The sequence below is a fragment of the Arthrobacter sp. OV608 genome, from assembly GCA_900110595.1.
In the GTDB taxonomy this organism is placed as follows: domain Bacteria; phylum Actinomycetota; class Actinomycetes; order Actinomycetales; family Micrococcaceae; genus Arthrobacter.
Map to the genome: position 1 here is coordinate 326,754 of FOEZ01000001.1, position 23,416 is coordinate 350,169.

Genomic DNA, 23,416 nt, shown 5'->3' on the forward strand with positions numbered 1-23,416 from the left:
AGTCCCGGTGCACATTGGGGGGAGAAAAAGGTAATGGTTCCTGAGTCATCTGCTGCGGCTGCCAGGCTGAAACGACCTTCCTGGAAGGACCCCCGCCTGCTGGCAGGTGTCCTCCTGGTGCTGGCGTCCGTGGCAGGCGTCGTTTTCCTCGTGGACAGCGCGGACCGGACCACGGAGGTCTACGCTGCCAGGGATGGCATTGCCGTGGGTGAAAAGCTGACGTCGGAGAATGTCGTCCGGGCCAAGGTGAGGCTTGGTGAGACCGAATCCCAGTACATCACCGCCGAGTCGGGGTTGCCGGAAGGCGTCGTTGCCGTCCAACGGATCGGAAAGGACCAACTTGTGCCCAGGGCCAGCCTGGGCGCAGTGGATGAGCTTGACCGCAAGCCGGTTGCCCTCACCATTGAAGAAACGTTGCCCGCCCAGGCGGTCCCGGGCGCCAGGGTGGATGTCTGGGTGGCCCAGCCTGATGCGCGGAATGGGTTCAGTGAGCCGAAGCTTTTGTTGCCTGGCGCTGAGATTGCTGAGGTCACGGAGGGCACTACAACCCTGGGATCCTCCCGGACCACGGTGTTGATGGTTCTCGTCGAAGACACCCAGATGCCCGCCCTGCTCGGGGCGCAGGCCAACGAAGCGAAAATTTCCGTTGTCTGGAATCCAGGGGGCGGCACTCGATGAGCATTCCTGTCGTCACTGTTGGCCAGAGCCGCGAGGACCTGGTCGGCGGACTGGAACGCCTGCATGGACCCGTGACGGTAGTGCGCAGGTGTACTGAACTCACCGAACTGCTGGCAGCCTGCCAGAGCGGACTGGCGCGCGCTGCGGTAGTAGCGGACGGCTCGGAGGATCTCACCGCCTCTCTCGTGGACCGGCTGGGCGCTGTGGGCGTAGCCGTCATTGCCCTGACCGACTCGGCCGAGGAAGCCGCCAGGCTGCGGGGGATAGGAGTGGCCTCAGCCCTGACCGGGGTGGAATCGGCGGTGCTGTCGGAAAGGATCGCCGAGGCGGTGGCGCTGCTGACCGGGGGCGGGCGGGTTGGAGCCTACCGCAGCGCCGCTGCCGATCCTGGTGCTGCCCTCGCCCCCGTTGAGCTGGACACGCAAAGGAGTCCCGATGAGCCGGGGCCCGGCGAGATCATCGCGGTCTGGGGCCCGGCAGGATCGCCCGGCCGGACAACCCTTGCCGCAAACATTGCCGGTGAACTGGCCGCTGAGGGAAAATCGGTCCTCCTCGTGGACGCTGACAGTTATGGGGCGAGCGTTGCCGCGGTGCTGGGCCTGATGGATGAATCGGCCGGCCTGGCCCAGGCCTGCCGGCTGGCCGACCAAGGCTTGCTGGACAGCCAGGCCTTGAAGAAGGTGGCCACTCCCGTTGCCACGAAACTGGGCTCTTTTCGCGTACTGACCGGCATTACCCGCGCGGACCGATGGACAGAGCTGCGGGCACCGGCCCTTGCCTTGGTGCTGGAGCGTGCCAGGCAGATCGCAGAGGTTGTTGTGGTGGACACTGGCTTCTGCCTGGAAGCCGATGAGGAATTGAGTTTCGACACCATGGCTCCCCGGCGGAACGCAGCCACCCTGCGTTCGCTTGAGCTCGCAGACACCGTCTATGCGGTCGGTGCAGCGGATCCTGTGGGTGTGCCACGGCTTGTGCGCGGCCTTGCCGAGCTTGAGGAGGCGGTGCCGCAGTCCGCGCCCATCGTCGTGATGAATAAAGTCCGATCCTCCTCGGTGGGCCGGGGCCCTGAGCGCCAACTGCGGGACGCCTGGGCACGCTACGGCCCGGCGTCGGAACTCAAGGCCTTCCTGCCCCACGACGCCGCGGCGGCCGATTCCGCGCTGCTTGGTGGTTCGCTGTTGCTGGAGGTGGCGCCGGATTCTCCGCTTCGTCGCGCCATCGCCGAACTCGTTTGTGCATCTGTCCAGCAAAAAACGAAAACCTCTGTATTTTCTTCCACAGCACGGCGGAAACTAAAGGACTAGGCTCGCCGTAAGAGCTGCGACGATGCAGCGAAGACTTGTGATGGAGGCGTTTGTCGATGTCGTCTGGATCCAGCGTGGAGGATCAGCCCCTTTCCATTGAAGGCCATGAAGGCTTTCTCGGGGACTACTATGAGCACCTGGCTGACGAGGACGCCCGGAGCTACACCGGGGATCTCCTGACCGCCAGGGCGGAGGGGCACCGCAACGTGGCTTCCATCAGGAAGCCGGGCCAGGCGAACATCGCCATCCACGATGAGGAAGACAGCAGCGTGGTCTTCGTAGTCACCGATGACATGCCGTTCCTCGTCGATTCCGTCAACGCGGAACTCGTCCGCCAGCACGCGGCCATCAGGCTGGTGGTACACCCGCTGTTCGTTGCGGCCCGCAACAGGGAAACCGGCGCGCTGGTGAAGGTCAACAAAGTCCCCTCCCATATCGGCATTTCCAGCGGTGACACCGCCGCCATGCCCAGCCTGTCCCATCTCATTGCACAGGGTGAGAGCGCCTCTTATATGGAGTCGTGGATCGCCGTCGAGATCAACCGTGTCTCCGATGAAGTCAAAGCCTCACTCCTGGAAGGCTTGCAGCGTGTACTGAACGACGTCCGGGCCGCGGTTGAAGACTGGCCCAAGATGCGCCAGAAGGCGCTGGAGATCGCAGAGAACCTGGACAAGGTGGCCAACCCGGCCCAGATCGCCGAGCTGCGCCAGGCCCAGGACCTCCTGCACTGGCTCGATGACGGCAACTTTACTTTCCTCGGCTACCGGGAATACGACCTCGTCAACGTGGACGGGGAAGATGTGCTGGAACTGCGCGAAGACAGCGGCCTGGGGCTGTTGCGCGCATCCGCTGACTCACCGCACATCCAGCACCTGACCGACACCGGCAGGAAAAAGGCACGTGAAAAGCGTGCCCTTGTCATCACAAAGGCCAATTCGCGTTCCACGGTCCACCGGTCGGCATACCTTGACTACATCGGAATTAAGAGTTTTGATGCCGCGGGCAATGTTAATGGGGAGCAGCGCTTCATCGGCCTCTTCGCTACCAGTGCCTACACGGGGTCCGTCCGCAACATTCCCATCGTCCGGGAAAAGGTCGACGACGTCCTAAGCAGTGCCGGCTTCCCGCCGGACTCGCACTCCGGCAAAGACCTCCTGGGCATCCTGGAAACATACCCGAGGGACGAACTCTTCCAGATCGAAGTTCCGGACCTCGCTGCCACGGCCCTGGGCATCCAGAAACTGCAGGAACGCCGGCGCACCCGGCTCTTCCTGCGTCCCGACATCTATGGCCGCTTCATGTCCGCGGTCGTCTACCTTCCCCGGGACAGGTACACCACCAACGTCCGGCTCCGGATCGAGCAGGAACTGCGCGAAACCTTCCAGGCCGTCTCCATTGACTACGAGGCGCGTATGACGGAGTCCGCCCTCGCCCGGCTCTTCTTCCGCATCCGCCTGCCCAAGGGTGCAGACGTCAGCCATGTCAACACGGAGGAACTGGAAAAGCGGCTCGTGCTGGCCGCCCGCTCCTGGAGCGAAGGCATCGCTGAAGTCCTGCGCGAAGGCCGGGACGTCGGTGAGGCCAAGGAGCTGGCGGCCATCTGGTCGGAAGCCTTTCCTGCGAGCTACCGGGTGGACTATGAAGTTGAGGACGCCCTCGAGGACATCGCCCGTTTCGAAAAATACGGTGCGGCCGCGGAACGTACGGCAGGCGCCAAGCAGGAACGCCCCGGCGTCCATGTCTACCTTCCCGAAGGGGCAGGGGCAACGCTTGAGGAGGACGCCCGGGTCAAGCTCTACATGCTGGAGCCAAAGAGTTTGAGCCAGATCCTGCCCTTCTTCCACAACCTTGGCCTGGAGGTGCTCGACGAGCGCCCGTTCGAGATCGAAACCGCGGACCGGCGGGACTTCTTCCTGTACGACCTCGGCCTGAAATACCCGGCGGGTGTGGATCCGGTGGCCACCAATGAACTTCTTGCCGATTCCTTCGGTGCCGCGGTGACCGGCGCTGCCGAGTCTGACGCGTTTGACAGGCTGGTCCTCCGGGAGGGACTGCAGTGGCGCCAGATCACTGTGCTGCGCGCTTACGCCCGGTACATGCGCCAGATGGGCAACAGCAATTCCTTCGGATTCATGGCTGACACGCTGCTCGCCAACCCGGACGTCACCAGGGGCCTCAGCGCGCTCTTCGCCGCCCGCTTCGATCCATCGCTAAGCGAAGAGGAGCGGGTTGAGGCCCAGGCATCCGTGCGTACAGAACTGGCGGAGGCCATCGAAAAGGTGGCCACGCTGGATGCGGACCGCGTCCTGCGGACCTTCCTCAACCTGATCGAATCGACGCTCCGGACCAACTTCTACCAGTACAAGCCGCACCTTAGCTTCAAGCTTGATCCCTCACAGATCAAGGGGCTGCCCTTCCCGCGCCCCATGTTCGAAATCTGGGTCTACGCCCCCCGCGTCGAGGGCGTCCACCTTCGATTCGGCAAGGTGGCCCGCGGCGGCCTGCGCTGGTCCGACCGGCGCGAGGACTTCCGCACCGAAGTCCTTGGCCTGGTGAAAGCGCAGACGGTCAAGAACGCCGTCATCGTGCCTACCGGGGCCAAGGGCGGTTTCTTCGCGAAGCAGCTCCCGGATCCCACGGTGGACCGCTCCGCGTGGATGGCCGAAGGCATCGAAAGCTACAAGACGTTCATCCGCGGCCTGCTCGACCTCACTGACAACCTCCTGACGGAGGGCGGCGACGAGCGGCTCGTGCCGCCGTCGGACCTTGTACGGCACGACGGCGACGATTCCTACCTCGTGGTGGCGGCGGACAAGGGAACCGCGACCTTCTCGGACATCGCGAACGGGCTGGCCGCCGAATACGGCTTCTGGCTCGGAGACGCTTTTGCCTCCGGCGGCTCGGTGGGCTATGACCACAAGGCTATGGGCATTACCGCCCGCGGGGCCTGGGAATCAGTGAAGCGCCACTTCAGCGAGCTGGACCTGGACACGCAGACCCAGCCGTTCAGCGTGGTGGGTGTAGGAGATATGTCCGGTGACGTGTTCGGTAACGGCATGCTCCTCTCAAGGCACATCAGGCTCATCGCGGCATTTGACCACCGCCACGTCTTCCTCGACCCCAATCCGGATGAGGAGACCTCGTTCGTGGAGCGGCAGCGGTTGTTCGAGCTGCCCAGGTCTTCGTGGGATGACTACAACAAGTCCCTCATCAGCGAAGGCGGCGGGGTGTTCCCGCGCCAGGCGAAGTCGATTCCGGTGTCGGCGCAGGTGCGGGCTGCCCTGGGACTTCCCGCGGACACCACTGAACTCAGCCCGCCCGAACTCCTCCGCGCCATCCTGCTGGCACCTGCCGACCTGCTGTACAACGGCGGAATCGGAACCTACGTCAAGGCGAGCACCGAATCCAACGCCGCGGTGGGGGACAAAGCCAACGACGCCATCCGGGTGGACGGCAAGGACCTGCGCGTCAAGGTGGTGGGTGAAGGCGGAAACCTCGGCATGACGCAGCGCGGCCGAATTGAGGCCGCACTGCAGGGAGTTATCCTCAACACCGATGCCATCGACAACTCCGCCGGCGTTGACTGCTCGGACCACGAGGTCAACATCAAGATCTTCGTGGACCGCATGGTCGCTGCAGGGAAGCTGTCCGCCGAAGAGCGCGCCGGTTTCCTTGCATCGATGACCGATGAGGTGGGCCGCCTCGTCCTTGAGGACAACATCGACCAGAACATCCTGCTGCTGAACGACCGTACCCGGGTGGCCGAGTGGAGCCCGAGCTACGAGCGCCTGATGGACTGGCTGGAGAAGAAGGCCGACCTGAACCGGGAACTGGAGGCGCTGCCCACCACAGCGGAGCTGCATGAACGGCTGCAGCAGGGCCAGGGCCTGACCTCTCCGGAACTGTCGGTGCTGGCCGCGTACGCCAAAATCGAGCTGGCCTCAGCGCTGCGGGACAGCGACCTGGCCGACGACCCGTGGTTCCGGAAGACGCTGCGGGCCTACTTCCCGGAGCAGCTGCGGGACCGCTTCGATGCGGAGCTGGATACCCATCCGCTGCGCCGCGAGATCATCGCCACGATAGTGGCCAACGACATGATCAACCTTGGCGGCATCACGTTCGCGTTCCGGACCATGGAAGAAACATCGGCCTCTGAAGTTGCGGTAGCCAAGGCCTTCGTTGCCCTGCGTGAGGTCTACGAGCTCGATGCGATGGTGGAGGAGCTGAACAGCCTGCCGGCGTCGTTCCCCACCGAGCACTGGAGCGCAGTCCACCTGGACATCCGGCGGCTGCTGGACCGGGCAGTGCGGTGGTTGCTGGGACAAGGCAGCGTGTCCAGGCCTATCGCCGACGTTGTGGAGGAATTCAAGCCCCTTGTCGACCCGATGCGGGCCCGCCTGCTGGATTACCTGCGCGGGGACGACCGGGACAGGGTGGCCGGCTGGCTTTCCACGGCCCGCGAGTGGGAGCTTCCCGAGGGGCTGGCACTGCGCTGGGCGGAGCTGTTCGAGAGCTTTGTGCTGCTGGACATCGCGAAGATCGCGAGGGTTCGCAGGAATCCTGTGGAGGAGATCGCGGCGGTCTACTACACCGTTTTCAACCGGTTCCGCGCTGACTCGCTCCTGGAGCGGATCAGCAGCCTGCCGCGGCAGGACCGGTGGCAGGCGCTGGCCAGGGCTGCCTTGCGTGATGATTTGTATTCCACCGTCTCGGACATGACGACGGCGGTGCTGGACGCCACCGCTGCGGCCGATTCACCGGAGGCGCGGCTCAAGGACTGGGAGGCACAGAACGCCGAGCAGTTGGGCCGCGCGAAGAGCATGTTCGATGAGGTCAATGCCCTCGAGGCCGACGATATGGCCTCACTGTCGGTAGCATTGAGGCTCTTGAGGTCAATCGTCCGACGCTAGCCGGTGCTGCGTCGCAAATGGAGGTGCAGTGGCAATCTTTACGGACCCTATCAGGGAACATGCTGATTTCGGGCCGGGCGATGCCGAATGGCTGCACCTCCTGGTGGGGGACTGGCAGATGGTCGCGGACCTGGCGTTCGCCGACCTGGCGCTCTGGTTCCCCCACCCTGACCACGGGTATGTGGCGCTGGCTCACGTCCGGCCTTCCACCACACATACGGTGTTCCATGGCGACTTCGTGGGCGAACCCATCCGCTCGGACCTCCAGCCGCTGGTGGACAAGGCATGGAACAGCCGCTCCATCGAGCGCTCCAGCGAAACCAACTGGAGCAGCGAAATGGCGCTCCGGGTGGAAGCCGTTCCCATGGTCCGGAACGGGCGGACCCTGGCCGTTGTCACCACGCACATGGACCTTTCCAGTTCGCGCATGCCCTCCAGGCTTGAACTGACCTACAGGCAGTGCGCCTACGACCTGCTGCGGATGGGGACCTTGGGGCTGTGGCCGGACTTCGCCTCGCCCACGGGTTCCCGCCGCGGCGCACCACGGGTTGGAGACGGGCTCATCAGGCTGGACGCCGAGGGCATGGTGCAGTACGCCAGCCCGAACGGCGTGTCCGCTTTCCGGCGTCTCGGTGACGGGGAGTCCCTGGAGGGGCGCTCCCTGGCCGAGGTCACCGCCAGCCTGCTCAAGGACCGCCGCATGGTGGACGAAACCTTGCCCCTGGTAGTAACCGGACGGATGCCGTGGCGCAGCGAGATCGAGTCCCGCGGCGTAAGCCTGTCACTGCGGGCCATCCCGCTGCGTGATGAGCAGCAGCGCTTCGGCGCGCTGGTCCTCTGCCGCGACGTTTCCGAGCTTCGGCGGCGCGAGATGGAGCTGGTGACAAAGGACGCCACCATCCGCGAAATCCACCACCGGGTCAAGAACAACCTGCAGACGGTGGCCGCGCTGTTGCGCATGCAGTCCCGCCGGATGGTGAGCGATGAGGCGAAGCAGGGGCTCGAACAGGCGATGCGCCGGGTAGCAACTATCGCCCTGGTTCACGAAACCCTGTCCCAGGGCCTGACGCAGAGTGTCGACTTTGACGAGCTGATCGGGCGGCAGTTCAGGCTTTCCGCGGAAGTGGCGTCGCCGTCCCAGCAGGTCCGGACCGAGCGTTCGGGCATGTTCGGTGAACTGCCGAGTGATTTTGCCACGCCGCTGGCGCTGGTGATCAATGAACTCGTCACCAATGCTGTGGAGCATGGCCTGGAGGGGCGGACCGGGACTGTCTGGCTGCTGGCCGACCGTTCCGAAGGCGACGACGGCGAGGAACTCACCGTGACCATTGCCGACGACGGAGTGGGACTTCCTGATACTCCTCATGTTGAGGGCCTCGGTTTGCAGATCGTGCGGACGCTGGTCACCAGCGAGCTGGGCGGGAGCATCCAGTGGCTTCCCCGTGAAGGCGGCGGCACCGCCGTGCAGATCCGGCTGATCCTTCCGGCCAAGTAGCAGGAGACAGCAGAAGGCCCTGGCGGCAACCTTTGCGGGTTGCGGCCAGGGCCTTCTTGTTAAGCTTTTTCAGCCAGCCGTTGTGCCTGGAGGGATCAGGAGGCGCGGCGGGCGCGTGCTGCACGGCGCTTCAGGGCCCGGCGCTCGTCTTCGCTCATGCCGCCCCATACACCGGCATCCTGGCCCGACTCGAGAGCCCACTGCAGGCATGTGTCCACTACGGGACACCGGCGGCAGACGCTCTTGGCTTCCTCGATTTGCAGGAGTGCCGGGCCTGTGTTTCCAACGGGGAAAAACAGTTCCGGGTCCTTTTCGAGGCACGCTGCGCGGTTACGCCAATCCATGCTGATCAGTTGCTCCATTTCTGGGAAGTGCCCTTTGTGAAATTATTCACTAGTAGCTACAAAGGAAAGGGGCCCGGCAGGGCCCCGTTGGTCATCTGAATCAAGCCTGTCATGTTAACGCTGTGTAAACAAGGGGTAATAAGGCTTGAGATCCCCGGAACGCTGAGCGATACATCACAGTGGCGGTACTGGGCCTCACCACTGTCCGACTATGTCCGGTAGGGTGCCAGTGTGTCAAGACCTCCGGAAAACCCCGCAGACCCGCAGGCTCCAACAGGGGGGTCCGGGCCAGAACAGCCCAGTGGCGGGGCCCGTCCGCCTGCGGTGCTCGTGGTGGCAGTGATTGTCGCTGCCGAAGCAACCGCCCTGTTGGCCGCGGCCGCCTGGTACGGCTACCAGCTTGCAGCGGGCAGCCCCGTGCTGTCGTTCTGGGGTGCCGTCTTTACGCTGGGGCTGTTGCTGGCGTTCTCGACCTGGCTGTACGCGGTGGCACTTTTTCTCTACCGCGGATACCGGTGGACCAGGGCTGCTGCCCTGGTGGCCCAGTTGTTTGTCCTCACCATCGGCTTCCCAACAATGAGCGCCGGCCTTCCCGTGGCTGGACTGGCGATGCTGATTCCGGCCGTCACTGCCGTTGTGCTGTTGTTCCAGAACAAGCTCATCACCTTCGCTTCCCGCACGGGCGGTTCCACGCCGGCCCTCTGACTGGCTCGACTCCTTGTGTGGGCTGCATGCCACGTTCGTGCGCTGGCGTTCGGCACTACCCATGGGTCTGGTTCCAGCCGGACCAGCCGACTTGGACGTTCCGTGCCCCGTCGCGGGAGATCAACACTCCTCTCCCGGGAACTGGGTGGGCCTCCACTTCAAACCTGGTTCCAAAGAGGTCACCATCCAGTAGTGAACGGGGTGCCAATAGCACGCCGGTGCCGGACGCGCGGGACTTCATGACCAGCGGCACACGCTGCAGGAGCAGCGGGCTGTAGTTGGCCGTCAGCACCACCGCGCAGCCCAATGCGTTCAGTTCCGACAGGTACTGCAGGGTTTCGGCGGATAAGAGATCGGCATCGTCCACCAGCGCCAAGGTTCCTGGTTGTGCACGGCCCGCCGCTGCCGTCGCCAGCGACTGCTGCCAGTACTCAGCGGCGTCGCTACCTGCCTCGCAGCAAAGCCATGGCCCGCGTGCCGGATTCATCAGAGGCAGCGCGCGCAGGAGGTTCGTTTTCCCCGATCCGGGTCCGCCCAGGACTGTGAGCACGCCTCCGTACGGCAGGCTGATGGATGCTGGCTCGAGCTCATCCCCGCCGATACCAATCACCAGGGGTTGGCCCAAGCTGCCTGCCCCGTTGTTGTTGCCTGCCGCACTATTGGCCGGCTTTGGAGACTCCGGGGTGCTGCTCAGATTGCTCGTTGCGCTGGAACTGATCTTGGTGGCCTGCACCAGCGCAGGAAGTGGTTCGATGCGGAAGGGACGTTTTGTGGGCGCCTTTCCTGGGGCCATGCCCCACTTGCTCAAGGTTTCCAGGTCCGGGTTGTACAGCTGGCTCACTACAGGGCCGCCGCCGGCGATGGCGCCGAACGCCACGGCCCGTCCTTTATTCTCGGCTGTAGCGGGCATGCGCGGCCACGCTATCCGGCTGTCCGGATTGGATCCGGTGGGGAAATATAGCCGGTTCGCAAGCAAAGCGAACGTCCGGGAACTGACAAGTTCCCTGTCGCCCTCAAGCATCACCACAATGTCCGCCCGGCTGCCGTCCCGGGCCAGATCCTGTACGAGGTCTTCGGCCCAGGCCAGGGGTCCTGCCCGCAGGGCCGATATCCATGATCCCCATCCGGAAATAGCCAGTACCAATGGCACCTCGCTCTTCATCCCACCGTCGCTTAACCGCCGGGCCATCTCCTGTTTCAGGCGCTCCAGCACACGGACCGCCCGCCGGAGCTCGTGCGGGCCTACGTGCGCTCCAATTCGACCGGAGCCGGCAAGGCCACGGAAAGCGCCGCCTGCGCCCAGCAGGTAGCAGTGTGCTTCCACCGGATGGAGGACAATCCGGGAGACGGCGAATCCAAGGGCCTCCAGCGCACCTGAAGACGGGCCGCCGACCAGCGCCAGATGACTGTGCTCCGGGGGCTTCCACACGAGGGGAACCACCTTCTGGTCTTCCGGCAGATCCATCAGTCCGAGTTCGATTGCCCATCCTGCGTTTTTCCCGCTGCCGGGGTGGCCTGCAGACTGTCTGCTGCCAGGAACCGGCAGATTCGAAGGCAGGGGAGCGGCCACCGGAAGCCGGGGTGCCGGTCCGTTCCGGCCGTGCCACAGGTCCTGCACCATCGCCACCAACGGTTGGGCAGCTTGGGCGGGTGTCTGTTGCCCGGGCGGCTGGTCCCCGCTGCTTTCTCCGTCTGCATCACTGGTTCCATCCCGTATGAAACAGTCCACGGCGTGTTGCACCTTGATAGCGTCTGCCCAGCCAGGCCCGGCACGGGCTGTCCCGATTGTCGCGGTCTGGAATTCCTGCGGCGCTTCAGTACCCCGCGCCATAAAAGCCCGTCCCGGCGTACCCACGCTGATACCTGCTGCATCCTTGGTGTTGATGATGTCGCAGGACTCCATATCGGATTGCACTCGAAGGGCGATGCTGGAGGTGACATTGGCCCGGATGTCCGCTGTGACGGCTCCCTGCGGCCGCTGGGTAGCCATTACCAGGTGGATCCCCAGCGACCGCCCGATCGCTGCGATCCGCATCAATTCCCGCAGCACCTCCGGCGCATCATCAACCAGCATCCTGAATTCATCGATCACAATCACCAGGTGGGGGAGTGGAAAGCTGGGGGAAGCCCCGGTGGAACGGTACGAGGCGAGATCCGGCACCTGGGCGGCAGCCAGAGCTTCCTCCCGCAACCTGATCTCAGCCCTGAGCGAGGCCATGGTCCGTTCGAGCTCGTAGGTGGACAGGTCGGTCAGCATCCCGACGCAGTGGACGAGTTCCGTTAAAGGGCCAAGCCCGGACCCGCCCTTGAAATCAACAAAGAGAAAATTCACGCGGTCTGGCGGATGGCTGAGGGCCAATGCCAGGGCGAACGTGCGGAGCAGTTCTGACTTGCCCGAGCCCGTGGTTCCCCCGACCAGCAGATGCGGGCCGTCTGAGACGAGGTCCAAGCCACGCGTTCCAGCGGCGCTGATTCCCATAGCCACAGGCAATCCATCGGCCTGCGCGCTCTGATTCCACTGGGCCGCGACCCCGGCTGGGGAAAGCGGCAGGAGATCACTGAGCGCGCAGGAGCCCGGGACAGTCTTGGATCCTTTGTCCGGCGGGGCCGGTTGCCCAGCGAGGTTCCGGCAGAAATCGGTGAACACTGACTCCGGGGCGAGATCCGGGACGAAGGCAACCTCACCTGCCGGGCCCCGAAGGATGGATGTCCGCTCAGAAATTTCCACCTCCCAAGTGCGGTCACCTCCCCCGGCAGCAGGGAGGAACTGAAGGACCTGCCAGCCAAGCCCTGCCGCCATGGCGGATGTCGCGTCGTCGTCCTGTGCATTCGAAGTTCCGAGCATGATGAGGACACCACGCTGATGGGCGGGACCAAAGCCCTCCGCCAAAATTCTGCGTGCGCCATGAGAGGAAGCGGTGAGAGTGCTGCCGGGCAGGTACCGGGCGGCCAGAGGAAGGCGCTCCGCGTCCCCCACGATGAGAACGCGTGTGCTGCGGGCCCTGGGGTAGCCGGAGAGTTGCATGACGAGTGAACGGACCAGGCCGTCGGCTACGGCCTTCGGTCCCCGGAAGGTGGTCCTGGCGATGTCCGGATCCAAAGCGACGGGAACAATGCCCGCGGATGGAACGCCGGCGGAAGGGTCCCCCCGCTCCACTTTCACGTTCGCCGGTTGGGAAGCCTCGCCAAGCCGCAGCCACACACCGCCCTCCTCAGCGCCATCGTCGGAGGAGGCAGTCTGTGTCTCGCCGACCTGTTTTTGGCCGCCCTGTTTCGGGCTGCCTTGCTTCTGGCGGGCGGCCAGCATCAGGCATGCAAGCGACGGACCCGCCAGCCGCCGTCGTTTCCGGTCTTCGTCCACGGCAGCCGCAATAGAAGTGGCGAGGTCCCGGCGCTGGCGGCGCCCGGCGGCGAGGGGAACGAGGACGGATACTGCTGAAGCGGCCGAAAAGGCGAGGAACATCCACATTCCCGTTACTACGGCAAGTCCCACCCCGATCAGCAGCGGAAGGGCTGCGGTCAGGACGAGCACTGTCCGGTTGCTTGTCTCCGTTCGGCCGGTGACGGTGAGGGGTTCCTGGGTCGAGGTCCCCGCGTGGTCGAGTGCTCTTTCCGGCGGGTCCAGCAGAACCAGCGACATTGTTGTGTTCCCGCAGCGGATGACCGAGTCCGTGGAAATGACTGCATTCCTGACCCTCACGCCGTCGACGTCGATGCCGTTCGCGCTGTCCAAATCGATGATCATGATGTCTGTTTCGGTCACATCGAGGCGGGCGTGTTCACGGGAGAGTTCGGGATCGGCGATCTCGATCCGGGTACCGCTCCTGCCGAGGGTGTACGAGCCGCGGCGTAACGGTACGACGATGCCGGCGCCCACACCGCTGTGAACGGCCAGGGCGAGGTACGCCTCATCAGCGGGCGCCCGCCGTCGTAATTTACGCGCGCCAGCAAGGGCGGCCCCCTCGACCAGAACTGCGCCATTAACTAAGGGCGCCTCACCCACCGTGAGTGACTGAAGCGCCTTGCTGCTGACCGAGACGCCCCCTGTGCCGAACTGGCGCGTCAGTTCGCCTTGGATGGAGGCACCGGCAGTGCCTTCGGGAGCCTGGATGGTCAGTTCCAGGGGTGTGCCCGGCAGCCCGGACTCCTGGCTGCGGACGAGGGTGCAATGGAATTTCATGCGTACAGATCCTTACGGCCTTTGAATCCACGCTAGCCAGCAGACGGCCACAGCCGCCCCTGCGAGTTGCTGTATGTGGACAAACTCTGTCGGGGCTCGGTTAGGATCGCTACAGACACGACCGCACTCGCGGTCCCGGCTATGAAGGAGGCACTGTGAGCACTGTTGCAGACAGCGCTGATGTGTCCGAGGAAGCCATCATCGGGGCCGGAACAAAAGTGTGGCATTTGGCACAGGTCCGGGAGTCCGCGCAGGTGGGGGAGAACTGTGTGATCGGCCGCGGGGCCTATATAGGTCCAGGTGCCGTGCTGGGCGACAACTGCAAGGTCCAGAACTATGCCCTGGTGTACGAGCCGGCGGTGCTGGAAGCCGGCGTATTTATTGGCCCTGCGGTGGTGCTGACCAACGATGTTTTCCCCCGTGCAGTGACTCCCGACGGCGGGCTGAAGACAGAGGACGACTGGGACAAAGTCGGCGTCACTATCCGCGAAGGTGCGGCTATCGGGGCCCGGGCAGTGTGCATCGCGCCGGTGACTATCGGTGCTTGGGCAACAGTCGCCGCTGGTGCTGTTGTCACCAAAAATGTGCCCGACTTCGCCCTTGTGGCGGGCGTACCCGCCCGGCGTGTTGGCTGGGTTGGGAAGGCGGGCCACCCGCTGCAGCACGAGGGCGGGGAATGGGTGTGCCCCCGGACCGGAGCCCGGTACGTTGAGCAGGATGGCATCCTGGCGGAGGGGTAAAACAACCCGTTTCCCTGGGGTACAGGGGTGCCGGATTCGACGTGCGCTGTAGTGCCTCGGGTAGGCTAGAGCAGCAGACAATGCGCACCATTGCGCTGCCCGCATTCAAACCAGGAGATTTTGTGACCGCTGACCTTGTCATCGTAGGGTCCGGCTTTTTTGGCCTGACAATCGCAGAACAGGCCGCTACTGAGCTCGACTTGAAGGTGGTTGTCCTCGACCGCCGCCACCACATCGGCGGTAATGCCTACAGCGAAAAGGAAGAGCAAACCGGTATTGAAATCCACCGGTACGGCGCCCACCTTTTCCACACATCCAATGAGCGGGTGTGGGAGTACGTCAACAGGTTCACCACCTTCACCGACTACGTGCACAAGGTCTACGGCGTGCACAAGGGCGAGGTCTATTCCCTGCCGATCAACCTCGCGACGATCAACCAGTTCTTCCGCGCCAACCTCACCCCTGGCCAGGCGAGGGACCTTATCCAGGAGCAGGCGGGCGAGCTTGCAGGAACTGATCCCCAGAACCTCAATGACAAGGGCATCCAGCTGATCGGCCGACCCCTGTACGAGGCCTTCATCAAGCACTACACCGGGAAGCAGTGGCAGACGGACCCCAAGGACCTGCCGGCGGGCATCATCTCGCGGCTCCCGGTGCGGTACAACTACGACAACCGGTACTTCAACGATAAGTACGAAGGCCTGCCCACCAACGGCTACACCGCCTGGATCGAAAAGATGGCAGAGCACCCCAACATCGAGGTGCGGCTGAATACCGACTTCTTCGACGAGTCGCATGAATACAGCAAAAACAAGGTTGTCGGGAACATCCCGGTGGTCTACACGGGCCCCGTGGACCGCTACTTCGACTACGCCGAAGGCGACCTCTCCTGGCGCACCATCGATTTTGAGGAAGAGGTCCTCGACGTTGGTGACTTCCAGGGCACGTCCGTGGTGAACTACAACGACGCCGACATCCCCTACACCCGCGTGATCGAACCACGCCATTTCCACCCCGAGCGTGACTATCAGACCGAGAAGACGGTCATCATGCGCGAATTCTCCCGGTTCGCCGAGAAGGGGGACGAGCCCTACTACCCGGTGAACACCTCCGCCGACCGGGAGCGCCTGCTCAAGTACCGGGACCTTGCCGCCGCAGAGAAAGCCGTCCTGTTCGGCGGACGCCTGGGCACCTACAAGTACCTGGACATGCACATGGCCATCGGGGCTGCGCTGAGCATGTTCGACAACAAGATCCGGCCGCACTATGAAAGCGGCGTACAGCTGGAAAGTGGAGGCGTGGACGCATGAGCGTGGCCCAGCAGAATAACGAGATGCAAGCCGCAGAAGTTCAGGACGCTGCCGCTTGGACCACCATCCAGCGCGTGATTTTGCCTGGCGAACGGGGGATGGAGACCCTGCCGCTTTATATGGACTCTGGTGTGGTGGCCAGCGCCGTTGAAGTTGCTGCCGGAACACTCCCACAGGTGGACGACCCGGGGCTGAACCGGACTGTTCATGCCGATGACGTGCTGTCCAGGACCACTGCATCGGTCAGGGCCGGTGAGCGGATTTCGTTCGGAACCTACTTCAACGCCTTTGCGGCGTCCTACTGGAAACGCTGGACGACCGTCCGCGAGGTCCGCTTGAACGTCCGTACGTCCGGCCGCGGTACGGTCAGCGTCTACAAATCGAACGCCCGCGGCTCCCTCCAGCATGTCGAGACTGTCAGGGTTCAGGGTGATGCCGAAACCACTTTCGACCTTTCCCTCGTTCCGTTCGGGGACGGTGGCTGGTATTGGTTTGATGTAGCTGCTGGAACCGAGGAAATGCTCTTCCTGGGCGCCGAATGGCAAACATCGGCAGAACGCCGTAAAACAGGCACAGTCACCGTGGAAATCACCACGCTCAATAAGACTGCTTTCTGCATCAACAATCTGCGGATCCTGGGTGACCATCCGGAGGCATTGGAAAGCGTCAAGGAAGTAATAGTCGTTGACCAAGGTACTGAAAAAGTGCGTGACGCCGACGGTTTCATGCCGGTCCGCCAAGCCTTGGGCGACAAGCTCCGAATGATCCATCAGAACAATTTGGGCGGATCAGGCGGTTTCGCCCGGGGTATGTATGAGGCCGTGGAAAATGGAAGCGACTACGTCCTCTTGCTAGACGACGACGTCGTCATTGAACCCGAAAGTATTGTCCGCCTGGGTATCTTCGCGGACTATTGCAAAACACCCACCCTCGTTGGTGGGCATATGTTTGACCTCCACGACCGCAATGTCCTGCACACCCTCGGTGAAGTCGTTAATCCCTACTTGATTGGCCCGGATGAGCCGAACCCGGGGCAGCGGATGCGGCACAATTTTGCCCGCGGAAATCTGCGCGATACGCCGTGGATGCACCGCCGGGTTGACGTGGACTACAACGGATGGTGGATGTGCCTGATCCCCACCGAGGTTATCCGTGAAATCGGGTTGTCCTTGCCTGTCTTCATCAAATGGGACGATTCCGAGTACGGAGTACGGGCCAAAGCCGCCGGTTACAACACCGTTTCGCTGCCGGGATCGGCAGTTTGGCACGTGTCCTGGATTGATAAAGACGACCTGGTCGGCTGGCAGGCGTACTTCCACACCCGCAATCGCTTCATCTATGCCCTTCTACACAGCCCATACGACCTGGGCGGCGGTCTTCTCGACAATTCCATGAAGTTGGATGTAAAGCATCTCATTTCCATGCAGTACTTCACTGTCCGCGGCAGGATTGAGGCCATGAAGGATCTCCTGAAAGGCCCGGATCAGTTGCACGCTATCCTCGCCACCAGGCTGCCGGACATTCGCAAGATCGCCCAGGAGTATTCGGAATCGCAGTTCAAACCAGAAGTTGAAGACTTCCCGCAACTGAAGTCCGGGCGCCCGCCACGTCGGGGCAGAGGCTTCTCGGCCCCGTCGTACGCGACCATTGTGCCTTGGGCAGCCAAGAACGTTATCAGGCACGTGGCGAAGCCCGTCAAGGAAACTGCAAAGGAACACCCGCAGGCCTTTGTGCCGCACCAGGACAACAAGTGGTGGCGTATGTCGCAATATGACAGCGCTATTGTGTCCAACGCCGATGGAACAGGTGCGTCGTGGTACATGCGCGATCCGAAGCGTGTGCGCGAGCTTCTCGGGGAAAGCGTAAGAGTTTATGGCAAGGTGCTCAAGAATTGGCCTCGCCTTAGGACTCAATATCGGAATGCGTTGCCTCAGATCACGTCTATGGAGGCGTGGAAGGCCACCTTCGAGAGTAATGCCCAGGACGATGTGAAATGAGTCAGGCTGGGGAGGTCGCAGCGCTTGAGTCTCCCGGTGTAGGGGGTGGGCTGTTCGACGTATTTCGCCAACGTTTTCTGCTAAAGCTTCTGGTCAAGAAGGAACTTCAGGTTCGCTACCGGGGGTCAGTGCTTGGCCTGCTGTGGTCCTATGTGAAGCCCGGGGTGCAGTTTGTGGTGTTCTACATTGCACTCGGTGTTTTTCTGGGACTGGAAAAGAGTGCCCGGAATCCCGATGGACTGGCCAATTACGCGGTGTACCTCTTTTCGGGCATCGTGCTCATCAACTTCTTTACTGAGGCATTAAGCAACGCGGCCCGTTCAATAGTCAGCAACGGCGGCCTCATCAAGAAGATCTACCTGCCCAGGGAACTGTTCCCAGTTGCTTCGGTTTGGGTTTCGGGAGTGCACTTCGTTCCACAGTTGCTGGTGCTCATAGTGGCCTGCATGGCTGTGGGATGGAAACCAACTGCTCTCCAGTTACTTGCCGCCCTTGCGGGCTTCCTCATCGTCACGATGCTGGCCACCGGCCTTGGCCTCCTGTTCGGTTCAGCCAACGTCTACTTCCGTGATTTTGAGAACCTGGTCGATATGCTCCTGATGATTGCCACCTGGGCATCGCCGGTCATGTACGCCTGGACTATGGTGCGCGACAAGATCGGGGACTTCTGGTTCACGGTTTATCAGGTGAACCCCATCACCGTCGGCATAGAAGCGTTCCACTATGCCTTTTGGTTACCAACGACCGATGGCACTGCGGCGCTGCCGCCAAACCTGCTGTCCCTGTGGATACCAGTCGGTTTTGCCATTTCAGCCGCTGTCCTGGTACTCGGGCAGTGGACGTTTCGCAGGCTTGAAGGCCGATTTGCGCAGGAGCTTTAAATGTCAGTAGCCATTCAAGTCAGCAACATCAGCAAGGAGTTTGTACTTCGGCATACCCGCTCTATCAAGGAAGCCGTCGTTTGGCTCGCTAAAGGGCGAAAGGGTGATCTTTCAAAAAAGTTTCACGCCTTGCATGATGTGAGCCTGGAAGTCGAAAAAGGCGAGACAGTTGCGCTTCTTGGGCTTAACGGCTCCGGGAAGTCGACCCTTCTCAAGCACATCTCGGGGGTGATGCTTCCTGACAGCGGGTTCGTAGGAACACAGGGAAGAGTCGCCGGGCTGATTGAAGTCGGCGCTGGTTTCCACCCCGACCTTTCGGGCAGGGACAATGTTTTCCTCAACGGGGCCATTCTTGGCATGTCGGAAAGCCAGATTCGGGAACAGTTCGATTCCATTGTTGAGTTTTCCGAAATTGGTGACTTCATCGATACGGAGGTGAAGTTCTACTCGTCCGGGATGTACCTCCGGCTGGCATTTTCTGTGGCCGTCCACACGGATCCGGAGATCTTTCTTGTTGATGAGATCCTGGCAGTGGGGGATGAGCCGTTCCAGCGTAAATGTCTGGATAAGATCAAACAGCTTTCGGACGCGGGAAAGACCCTGATAGTCGTCAGCCATGACTTGGATCTTGTATCGCGCATCTGCGACCGGGGGGTGGTCCTGGACCATGGGAACATCGTTTTCGACGGTCCTATCGGTGATGCTGTTACTACCCTGAGGGCGGCGAACCAACGCTAGCGTTGGCTTATTCTAAATTCGTGCCCGTTGTGCCCCGTAGTCAGCTGACTAATAATTCTCAGGTCAACTGAGGTCCGGGGCCGCGTCTCAACTCAATTTCTGGAGGATTCTCTGTGTCCTGGTTGTCTGTAGTCCCGCATGTCTTCGTCGCGGTGGCTATTCTCTTCATTCCAGGAACAGTGGTCGCGCTGGCCAGCAGAATGCGGGGATTTTCACTGCTGGCGGTAAGTCCCGCCATTACAGTGACCCTGGTGTCTGTTGCAGCGGTTCTGGCACCAATGATCGGCCTCAGGTGGTCGCCGGTGCCCGTTCTCTTGCTGACATTTCTTTTTGCGGTCCTGGCCTTTGCCCTGACAGCCTTCCTCATCAAGGGCAAGCGGCACAGGGGACTCGTGGTTGACTGGCGGACTTCAGGATTGCAGTGGTTTGCCGTCCTCGTTGCCGCCTTTCTCGTGGGCCGGCGTGTGGTTGCTGTTGTTGGCACACCTGAGGCCTTCTCTCAAACCTTCGACAACGTCTTCCATTTAAACGCGATTCGGCATGTAGAGGACACAGGCTCCGCCTCTTCTCTAACCATCAGCACGTTTACGGGCGGTTCGTTTTACCCGGCAGCCTGGCACGACCTTGTGTCATTGCTGACGAACCTGACCGGCGCCGACATCACGGTTGCCGTCAATGTGGTCAATCTTGTGGTGGCCGCCCTTGTGTGGCCTTTGGGCTGCATGTTCCTTGCCCACAAGGTTGCCGGTGCCCGGGCTGCAGTTACCGTTGCGGCCGGCATTCTCGCTGCCGGCTTCGGTGCATTCCCACTCCTGCTCCTTGATTTTGGCGTGCTGTATCCGAACTTCCTCGGCAATGCCTTGATACCGGTGGCGCTGGCCTTGGGGATACGTCTCCTGGGCCTGGGAGTGGAGACGCCGAAATCACGGGCAGTGGACGGTTTGTTATTGCTGGCCAGCCTGCCGGGCATTGCGCTTGCGCACCCCAGCAGCGTTATGGCTTTCCTTGCGCTGATGGTTCCACCATTGCTGTTTGCTTGGGCCAAGACCGTGGCCCGACTCTTCAGGGCAGGCACCTTGTCCTGGCCCCGGCTGCTGGGCATGCTCGCTGTGTTGTTCGCAGGTGTGGCAGGTCTGGTGGTCACATGGCAGAATGTGCGCCCCCTGGAGGAGGCCGCCTTTTGGCCTCCGGTGGAAACCACTGGAAGGGCGATCGGCGAGGTGCTCACCAGTTCTGCTGTTGGCCGGCCCGTATCTTGGGTGGTTTCTATCCTGGCAGTGGCCGGCATCGTTTCTCTGATCGTTCGACGCTCCCAGTTGTGGTTCATTGGGACGTATTTGATGGCCGCCGGACTGTTCGTCGTTGTCGCGTCTTTCCCGGTAGGGCCGCAGCGGATGTTCATTACCGGAGTGTGGTACAACGATCCGCCCCGGCTCGCGTCCCTCTTACCCATAGTGATCCTGCCGCTGGCCACCATGGGTGCGGTAGCTTGCTGGGACGGGCTGGTTTTGCCTGCTGTGCAGAACCTGGTCCGGGGAGTCAGAAGTACATCCTCGCAGGGCAAAGCAGCTGCTGCTTTTGCGCTGCCAGTGGTTGGAGCGGTGGCCGTAAGTGTTCTGGCTTTCGGGACTCAACAGGCCAACGTCCGGGATGCCGTCAATACGGCAGCCCCGGGCTATCAGCTGACGAAGGATTCTCCGCTGATCTCAACTGATGAACTCGCCCTGATCAAAAGACTTGACAGCAAAGTTCCCGAAGGCTCGGTTATAGCCGACAACCCCTGGAACGGGAGCGCTTTGGCGTACGCGTTCAGCGGGCGTCCCGTCCTTCTGCCGCACATGCACGGCACGGTGCCCGAAGGAGGGAAAAAGATCATTGACGAGTTGAACGATGCCTCGGTGGATCCTTCAGTCTGCCCTGAAGTCCAGCGACTCAACGTGGACTTTGTCCTCGATTTCGGGCACCGCGAAGTACACGGTGGGGACCACGGATACGACGGCCTGGACAATCTGGCACTGGATGGAGTTGCACGGCTGGTTGATGAGCAGGGCGAAGCAAGACTCTACGAGATAACAGCCTGCAAGTAGGTACCTTCTGCCCCGGGCGCTGCTTTTCAACGCCACCCCGGCCGGGCCCTCCTAGGGGCCCGGCGCCGGGTTCTACGCTTGTGAACCGTTGAGCAGGCCCAGCAAATAGCTTCCGTAGCCGCTCTTAACGAGGGGCTCTGCTCGTGTTTTCAGTTCGTCGTCGCTCAGGAAACCCAGTCGCCAGGCGATTTCCTCCGGAGCCCCGATCTTGAGACCTTGGCGGTGCTCCACAGTCCGAATGAAATTTGACGCATCATTAAGCGAATCAAAAGTTCCTGTATCCAGCCAAGCGGTGCCACGCGGAAGGATCTCAACCTTTAGCTGTCCGCGCTCAAGATACGTTCGGTTGACGTCAGTTATCTCCAGCTCCCCGCGCGGGGACGGTTCCAGATTCTTGGCGATCTCTATCACGTCGTTGTCATAGAAGTAGAGGCCTGGCACGGCATAATGGCTTCGCGGTTTGAGGGGCTTTTCCTCCAGAGAGACAGCCGTGCCTTGCTCGTCGAACTCAACAACACCATAGGCAGTGGGATCCGAAACCCAATAGCCAAAGACTGCCCCGCCTTCGATGTCCTTAAAGCGCCGCAGCTGGGTGCCCATGCCCTGACCGTAGAAAATGTTGTCACCAAGCACGAGTGCCACTGGTTCATTTCCAATGTGCTCCTGGCCCAAAATGAATGCCTGTGCCAGGCCATCGGGACTTGGCTGCTGCTTATAGGTGATGTTGACGCCAAACTGCCAGCCGTCGCCCAGCAGCCGTTGGAACTGTTCAGCATCGTGGGGGGTAGTAATTATGAGAATATCTTTGATACCGGCCAGGATCAGGGTCGAGAGCGGGTAGTAAATCATCGGCTTGTCGTAGACGGGGACGAGTTGCTTGCTCGAGCCAAGAGTAATCGGGTGCAGCCGCGAGCCCGTGCCGCCGGCCAAAATGATTCCACGCATAGGCTCTATCATTGCCTGCGCGAACGGGCACCGCCAAACCCACAGCGTTTGCTGCAACTCCCATCACTGAGGCAGCCTGCCATAGCACGTTAGGCTATGTGAATGCAGAAACTCCTTGTCACTGGCGGTGCCGGTTTTATCGGTTCCAATTTTGTTCACTACGTTCTCGACCACACGGAGGACCATGTCACCGTGTTGGACAAGCTGACTTACGCGGGCAATCTGGAGTCCTTGACGGGCCTGCCGGGGGAGCGGTTCGAGTTTGTCCAGGGAGACATTGCCGATCCTGTACTGGTGGACCGGCTGGTGGCTGATGCTGATGTTGTGGTTCACTATGCCGCTGAGTCGCATAACGACAACTCGCTGCATGACCCGCGCCCGTTCCTGGATACCAACATCATCGGCACCTATACGCTGATCGAGGCGGCCCGGAAGCACAGCAAGCGCTTCCACCACATCTCCACCGATGAGGTTTACGGAGACCTGGAACTCGATGACCCGGAACGGTTTACCGAGCAGACGCCGTACAACCCCTCCAGCCCGTACTCGTCCACGAAGGCCGGCTCCGATCTTCTGGTCCGGGCCTGGGTGCGCTCCTTTGGGCTGCAGGCCACCATCAGCAACTGCTCGAACAACTACGGCCCGTACCAGCACGTGGAGAAGTTCATCCCGCGGCAGATCACCAACGTCATTGACGGGATCCGGCCCAAGCTGTACGGCAAAGGCGAGAACGTCCGGGACTGGATCCACGCCAACGACCACTCCTCGGCGGTGCTGGCGATCATCGCTAAAGGCAGGATCGGTGAGACCTATCTCATTGGTGCCGACGGTGAGAAGAACAACAAGGACGTTGTGGAACTGATCCTCAAGCACATGGGCGAGTCCCCGGACGCGTACGACCATGTGGTGGACAGGCCCGGCCACGACCTCCGCTACGCCATCGACTCCACCAAGCTGCGTGACGAGCTGGGCTGGGAGCCACAGTTCTCCAACTTCGATGAAGGCATCGAGGACACCATTGCCTGGTACCGGGACAACGAAGACTGGTGGCGGCCCCAGAAAGCCGCCACGGAAGCCAAGTACAAAGAACAGGGCCAGTAGA

The 23,416-nt window shown here is 61.9% G+C and carries 15 protein-coding genes; 12 read left to right on the forward strand and 3 right to left on the reverse strand.

All coding sequences use genetic code 11. The features are described from left to right. The first annotated feature begins 33 nt into the window (after positions 1-33). From BMX78_RS01580 to BMX78_RS01595, 4 genes are read left to right on the forward strand one after another with little or no spacing between them, the layout of a single operon-like run. The gene (locus BMX78_RS01580) at positions 34-678 is read left to right on the forward strand and encodes a hypothetical protein (protein WP_091415548.1); all 645 of its coding nucleotides are present in this window, start codon (positions 34-36) and stop codon (positions 676-678) included. Beyond that, positions 675-1,982, forward strand: a complete 1,308-nt coding sequence (locus BMX78_RS01585; RefSeq protein WP_091415550.1) for a CpaE/TadZ family protein — start codon at positions 675-677, stop codon at positions 1,980-1,982. Before BMX78_RS01580 ends, BMX78_RS01585 begins: the two co-directional genes overlap by 4 nt. 56 nt (positions 1,983-2,038) lie before the next feature. Then, positions 2,039-6,892: an NAD-glutamate dehydrogenase gene (locus BMX78_RS01590; protein ID WP_091415553.1), complete on the forward strand. Its 4,854-nt coding sequence runs from the start codon at positions 2,039-2,041 to the stop codon at positions 6,890-6,892. 28 nt (positions 6,893-6,920) lie between these two features. Further along, positions 6,921-8,387: a sensor histidine kinase gene (locus BMX78_RS01595; RefSeq protein WP_091415555.1), complete on the forward strand. Its 1,467-nt coding sequence runs from the start codon at positions 6,921-6,923 to the stop codon at positions 8,385-8,387. A 95-nt stretch (positions 8,388-8,482) separates the two neighbouring features. Here BMX78_RS01595 and BMX78_RS01600 read toward each other — a convergent pair whose 3' ends face one another. Next, entirely contained in the window at positions 8,483-8,731 is a 249-nt protein-coding gene (locus BMX78_RS01600; protein ID WP_015937605.1) for a WhiB family transcriptional regulator, read from the reverse strand. 231 nt (positions 8,732-8,962) lie between these two features. Here BMX78_RS01600 and BMX78_RS01605 point away from each other — a divergent pair, with 231 nt between their 5' ends. Next, entirely contained in the window at positions 8,963-9,436 is a 474-nt protein-coding gene (locus BMX78_RS01605; RefSeq protein ID WP_502686258.1) for a hypothetical protein, read from the forward strand. Positions 9,437-9,491: 55 nt separating this feature from the next. Here the strand turns inward: BMX78_RS01605 and BMX78_RS01610 are convergent, their stop codons facing one another. After that, the gene (locus BMX78_RS01610) at positions 9,492-13,616 is read right to left on the reverse strand and encodes an FtsK/SpoIIIE domain-containing protein (RefSeq protein WP_091415560.1); all 4,125 of its coding nucleotides are present in this window, start codon (positions 13,614-13,616) and stop codon (positions 9,492-9,494) included. A 155-nt stretch (positions 13,617-13,771) separates the two neighbouring features. Here BMX78_RS01610 and BMX78_RS01615 point away from each other — a divergent pair, with 155 nt between their 5' ends. The 6 genes from BMX78_RS01615 to BMX78_RS01640 all read left to right on the forward strand — a co-directional run bounded on the left by BMX78_RS01615 (position 13,772) and on the right by BMX78_RS01640 (position 21,369). After that, the gene (locus BMX78_RS01615; RefSeq protein ID WP_091415562.1) at positions 13,772-14,356 is read left to right on the forward strand and encodes an acyltransferase; all 585 of its coding nucleotides are present in this window, start codon (positions 13,772-13,774) and stop codon (positions 14,354-14,356) included. 122 nt (positions 14,357-14,478) lie between these two features. After that, a complete protein-coding gene (glf, locus tag BMX78_RS01620) occupies positions 14,479-15,666 on the forward strand; it encodes a UDP-galactopyranose mutase (protein WP_091416034.1) in 1,188 nt (395 codons plus the stop codon). Further along, positions 15,663-17,663 (forward strand): glycosyltransferase, encoded by a 2,001-nt coding sequence (locus BMX78_RS01625; protein WP_091415565.1) that lies wholly within the window; start codon positions 15,663-15,665, stop codon positions 17,661-17,663. Before glf ends, BMX78_RS01625 begins: the two co-directional genes overlap by 4 nt. After that, a complete protein-coding gene (locus BMX78_RS01630; RefSeq protein WP_091415567.1) occupies positions 17,660-18,544 on the forward strand; it encodes an ABC transporter permease in 885 nt (294 codons plus the stop codon). The genes BMX78_RS01625 and BMX78_RS01630 overlap by 4 nt, the downstream gene beginning before the upstream one ends. Beyond that, the gene (locus BMX78_RS01635; protein ID WP_091415569.1) at positions 18,545-19,282 is read left to right on the forward strand and encodes an ABC transporter ATP-binding protein; all 738 of its coding nucleotides are present in this window, start codon (positions 18,545-18,547) and stop codon (positions 19,280-19,282) included. It begins immediately after the preceding gene. Between the two features lie 152 nt (positions 19,283-19,434). Beyond that, positions 19,435-21,369 (forward strand): DUF6541 family protein, encoded by a 1,935-nt coding sequence (locus tag BMX78_RS01640; RefSeq protein ID WP_353615419.1) that lies wholly within the window; start codon positions 19,435-19,437, stop codon positions 21,367-21,369. 72 nt (positions 21,370-21,441) lie between these two features. Here BMX78_RS01640 and rfbA read toward each other — a convergent pair whose 3' ends face one another. After that, complete coding sequence (rfbA, locus tag BMX78_RS01645; RefSeq protein ID WP_091415575.1) at positions 21,442-22,314, reverse strand: glucose-1-phosphate thymidylyltransferase RfbA; 873 nt, start codon at positions 22,312-22,314, stop codon at positions 21,442-21,444. Between the two features lie 102 nt (positions 22,315-22,416). On the opposite strand from rfbA, the gene rfbB reads away from it, so the two are divergent. After that, positions 22,417-23,415 carry a dTDP-glucose 4,6-dehydratase gene (gene rfbB / locus BMX78_RS01650; RefSeq protein ID WP_091415577.1) on the forward strand — a complete coding sequence of 333 codons (999 nt, stop codon included), beginning with the start codon at positions 22,417-22,419 and terminating at the stop codon, positions 23,413-23,415. Position 23,416 lies beyond the last annotated feature (1 nt).

Bases quoted from the DNA above. Each gene is read 5' to 3' on its own strand.
- BMX78_RS01580 (WP_091415548.1), top strand. From the start codon at position 34: ATGGTTCCTGAGTCATCTGCTGCGGCTGCCAGGCTGAAACGACCTTCC.
- BMX78_RS01585 (WP_091415550.1), top strand. From the start codon at position 675: ATGAGCATTCCTGTCGTCACTGTTGGCCAGAGCCGCGAGGACCTGGTC.
- BMX78_RS01590 (WP_091415553.1), top strand. From the start codon at position 2,039: ATGTCGTCTGGATCCAGCGTGGAGGATCAGCCCCTTTCCATTGAAGGC.
- BMX78_RS01600 (WP_015937605.1), bottom strand. From the start codon at position 8,731: ATGGATTGGCGTAACCGCGCAGCGTGCCTCGAAAAGGACCCGGAACTG.
- BMX78_RS01610 (WP_091415560.1), bottom strand. From the start codon at position 13,616: ATGAAATTCCATTGCACCCTCGTCCGCAGCCAGGAGTCCGGGCTGCCG.
- BMX78_RS01625 (WP_091415565.1), top strand. From the start codon at position 15,663: ATGAGCGTGGCCCAGCAGAATAACGAGATGCAAGCCGCAGAAGTTCAG.
- BMX78_RS01630 (WP_091415567.1), top strand. From the start codon at position 17,660: ATGAGTCAGGCTGGGGAGGTCGCAGCGCTTGAGTCTCCCGGTGTAGGG.
- BMX78_RS01635 (WP_091415569.1), top strand. From the start codon at position 18,545: ATGTCAGTAGCCATTCAAGTCAGCAACATCAGCAAGGAGTTTGTACTT.
- rfbA (WP_091415575.1), bottom strand. From the start codon at position 22,314: ATGCGTGGAATCATTTTGGCCGGCGGCACGGGCTCGCGGCTGCACCCG.
- rfbB (WP_091415577.1), top strand. From the start codon at position 22,417: ATGCAGAAACTCCTTGTCACTGGCGGTGCCGGTTTTATCGGTTCCAAT.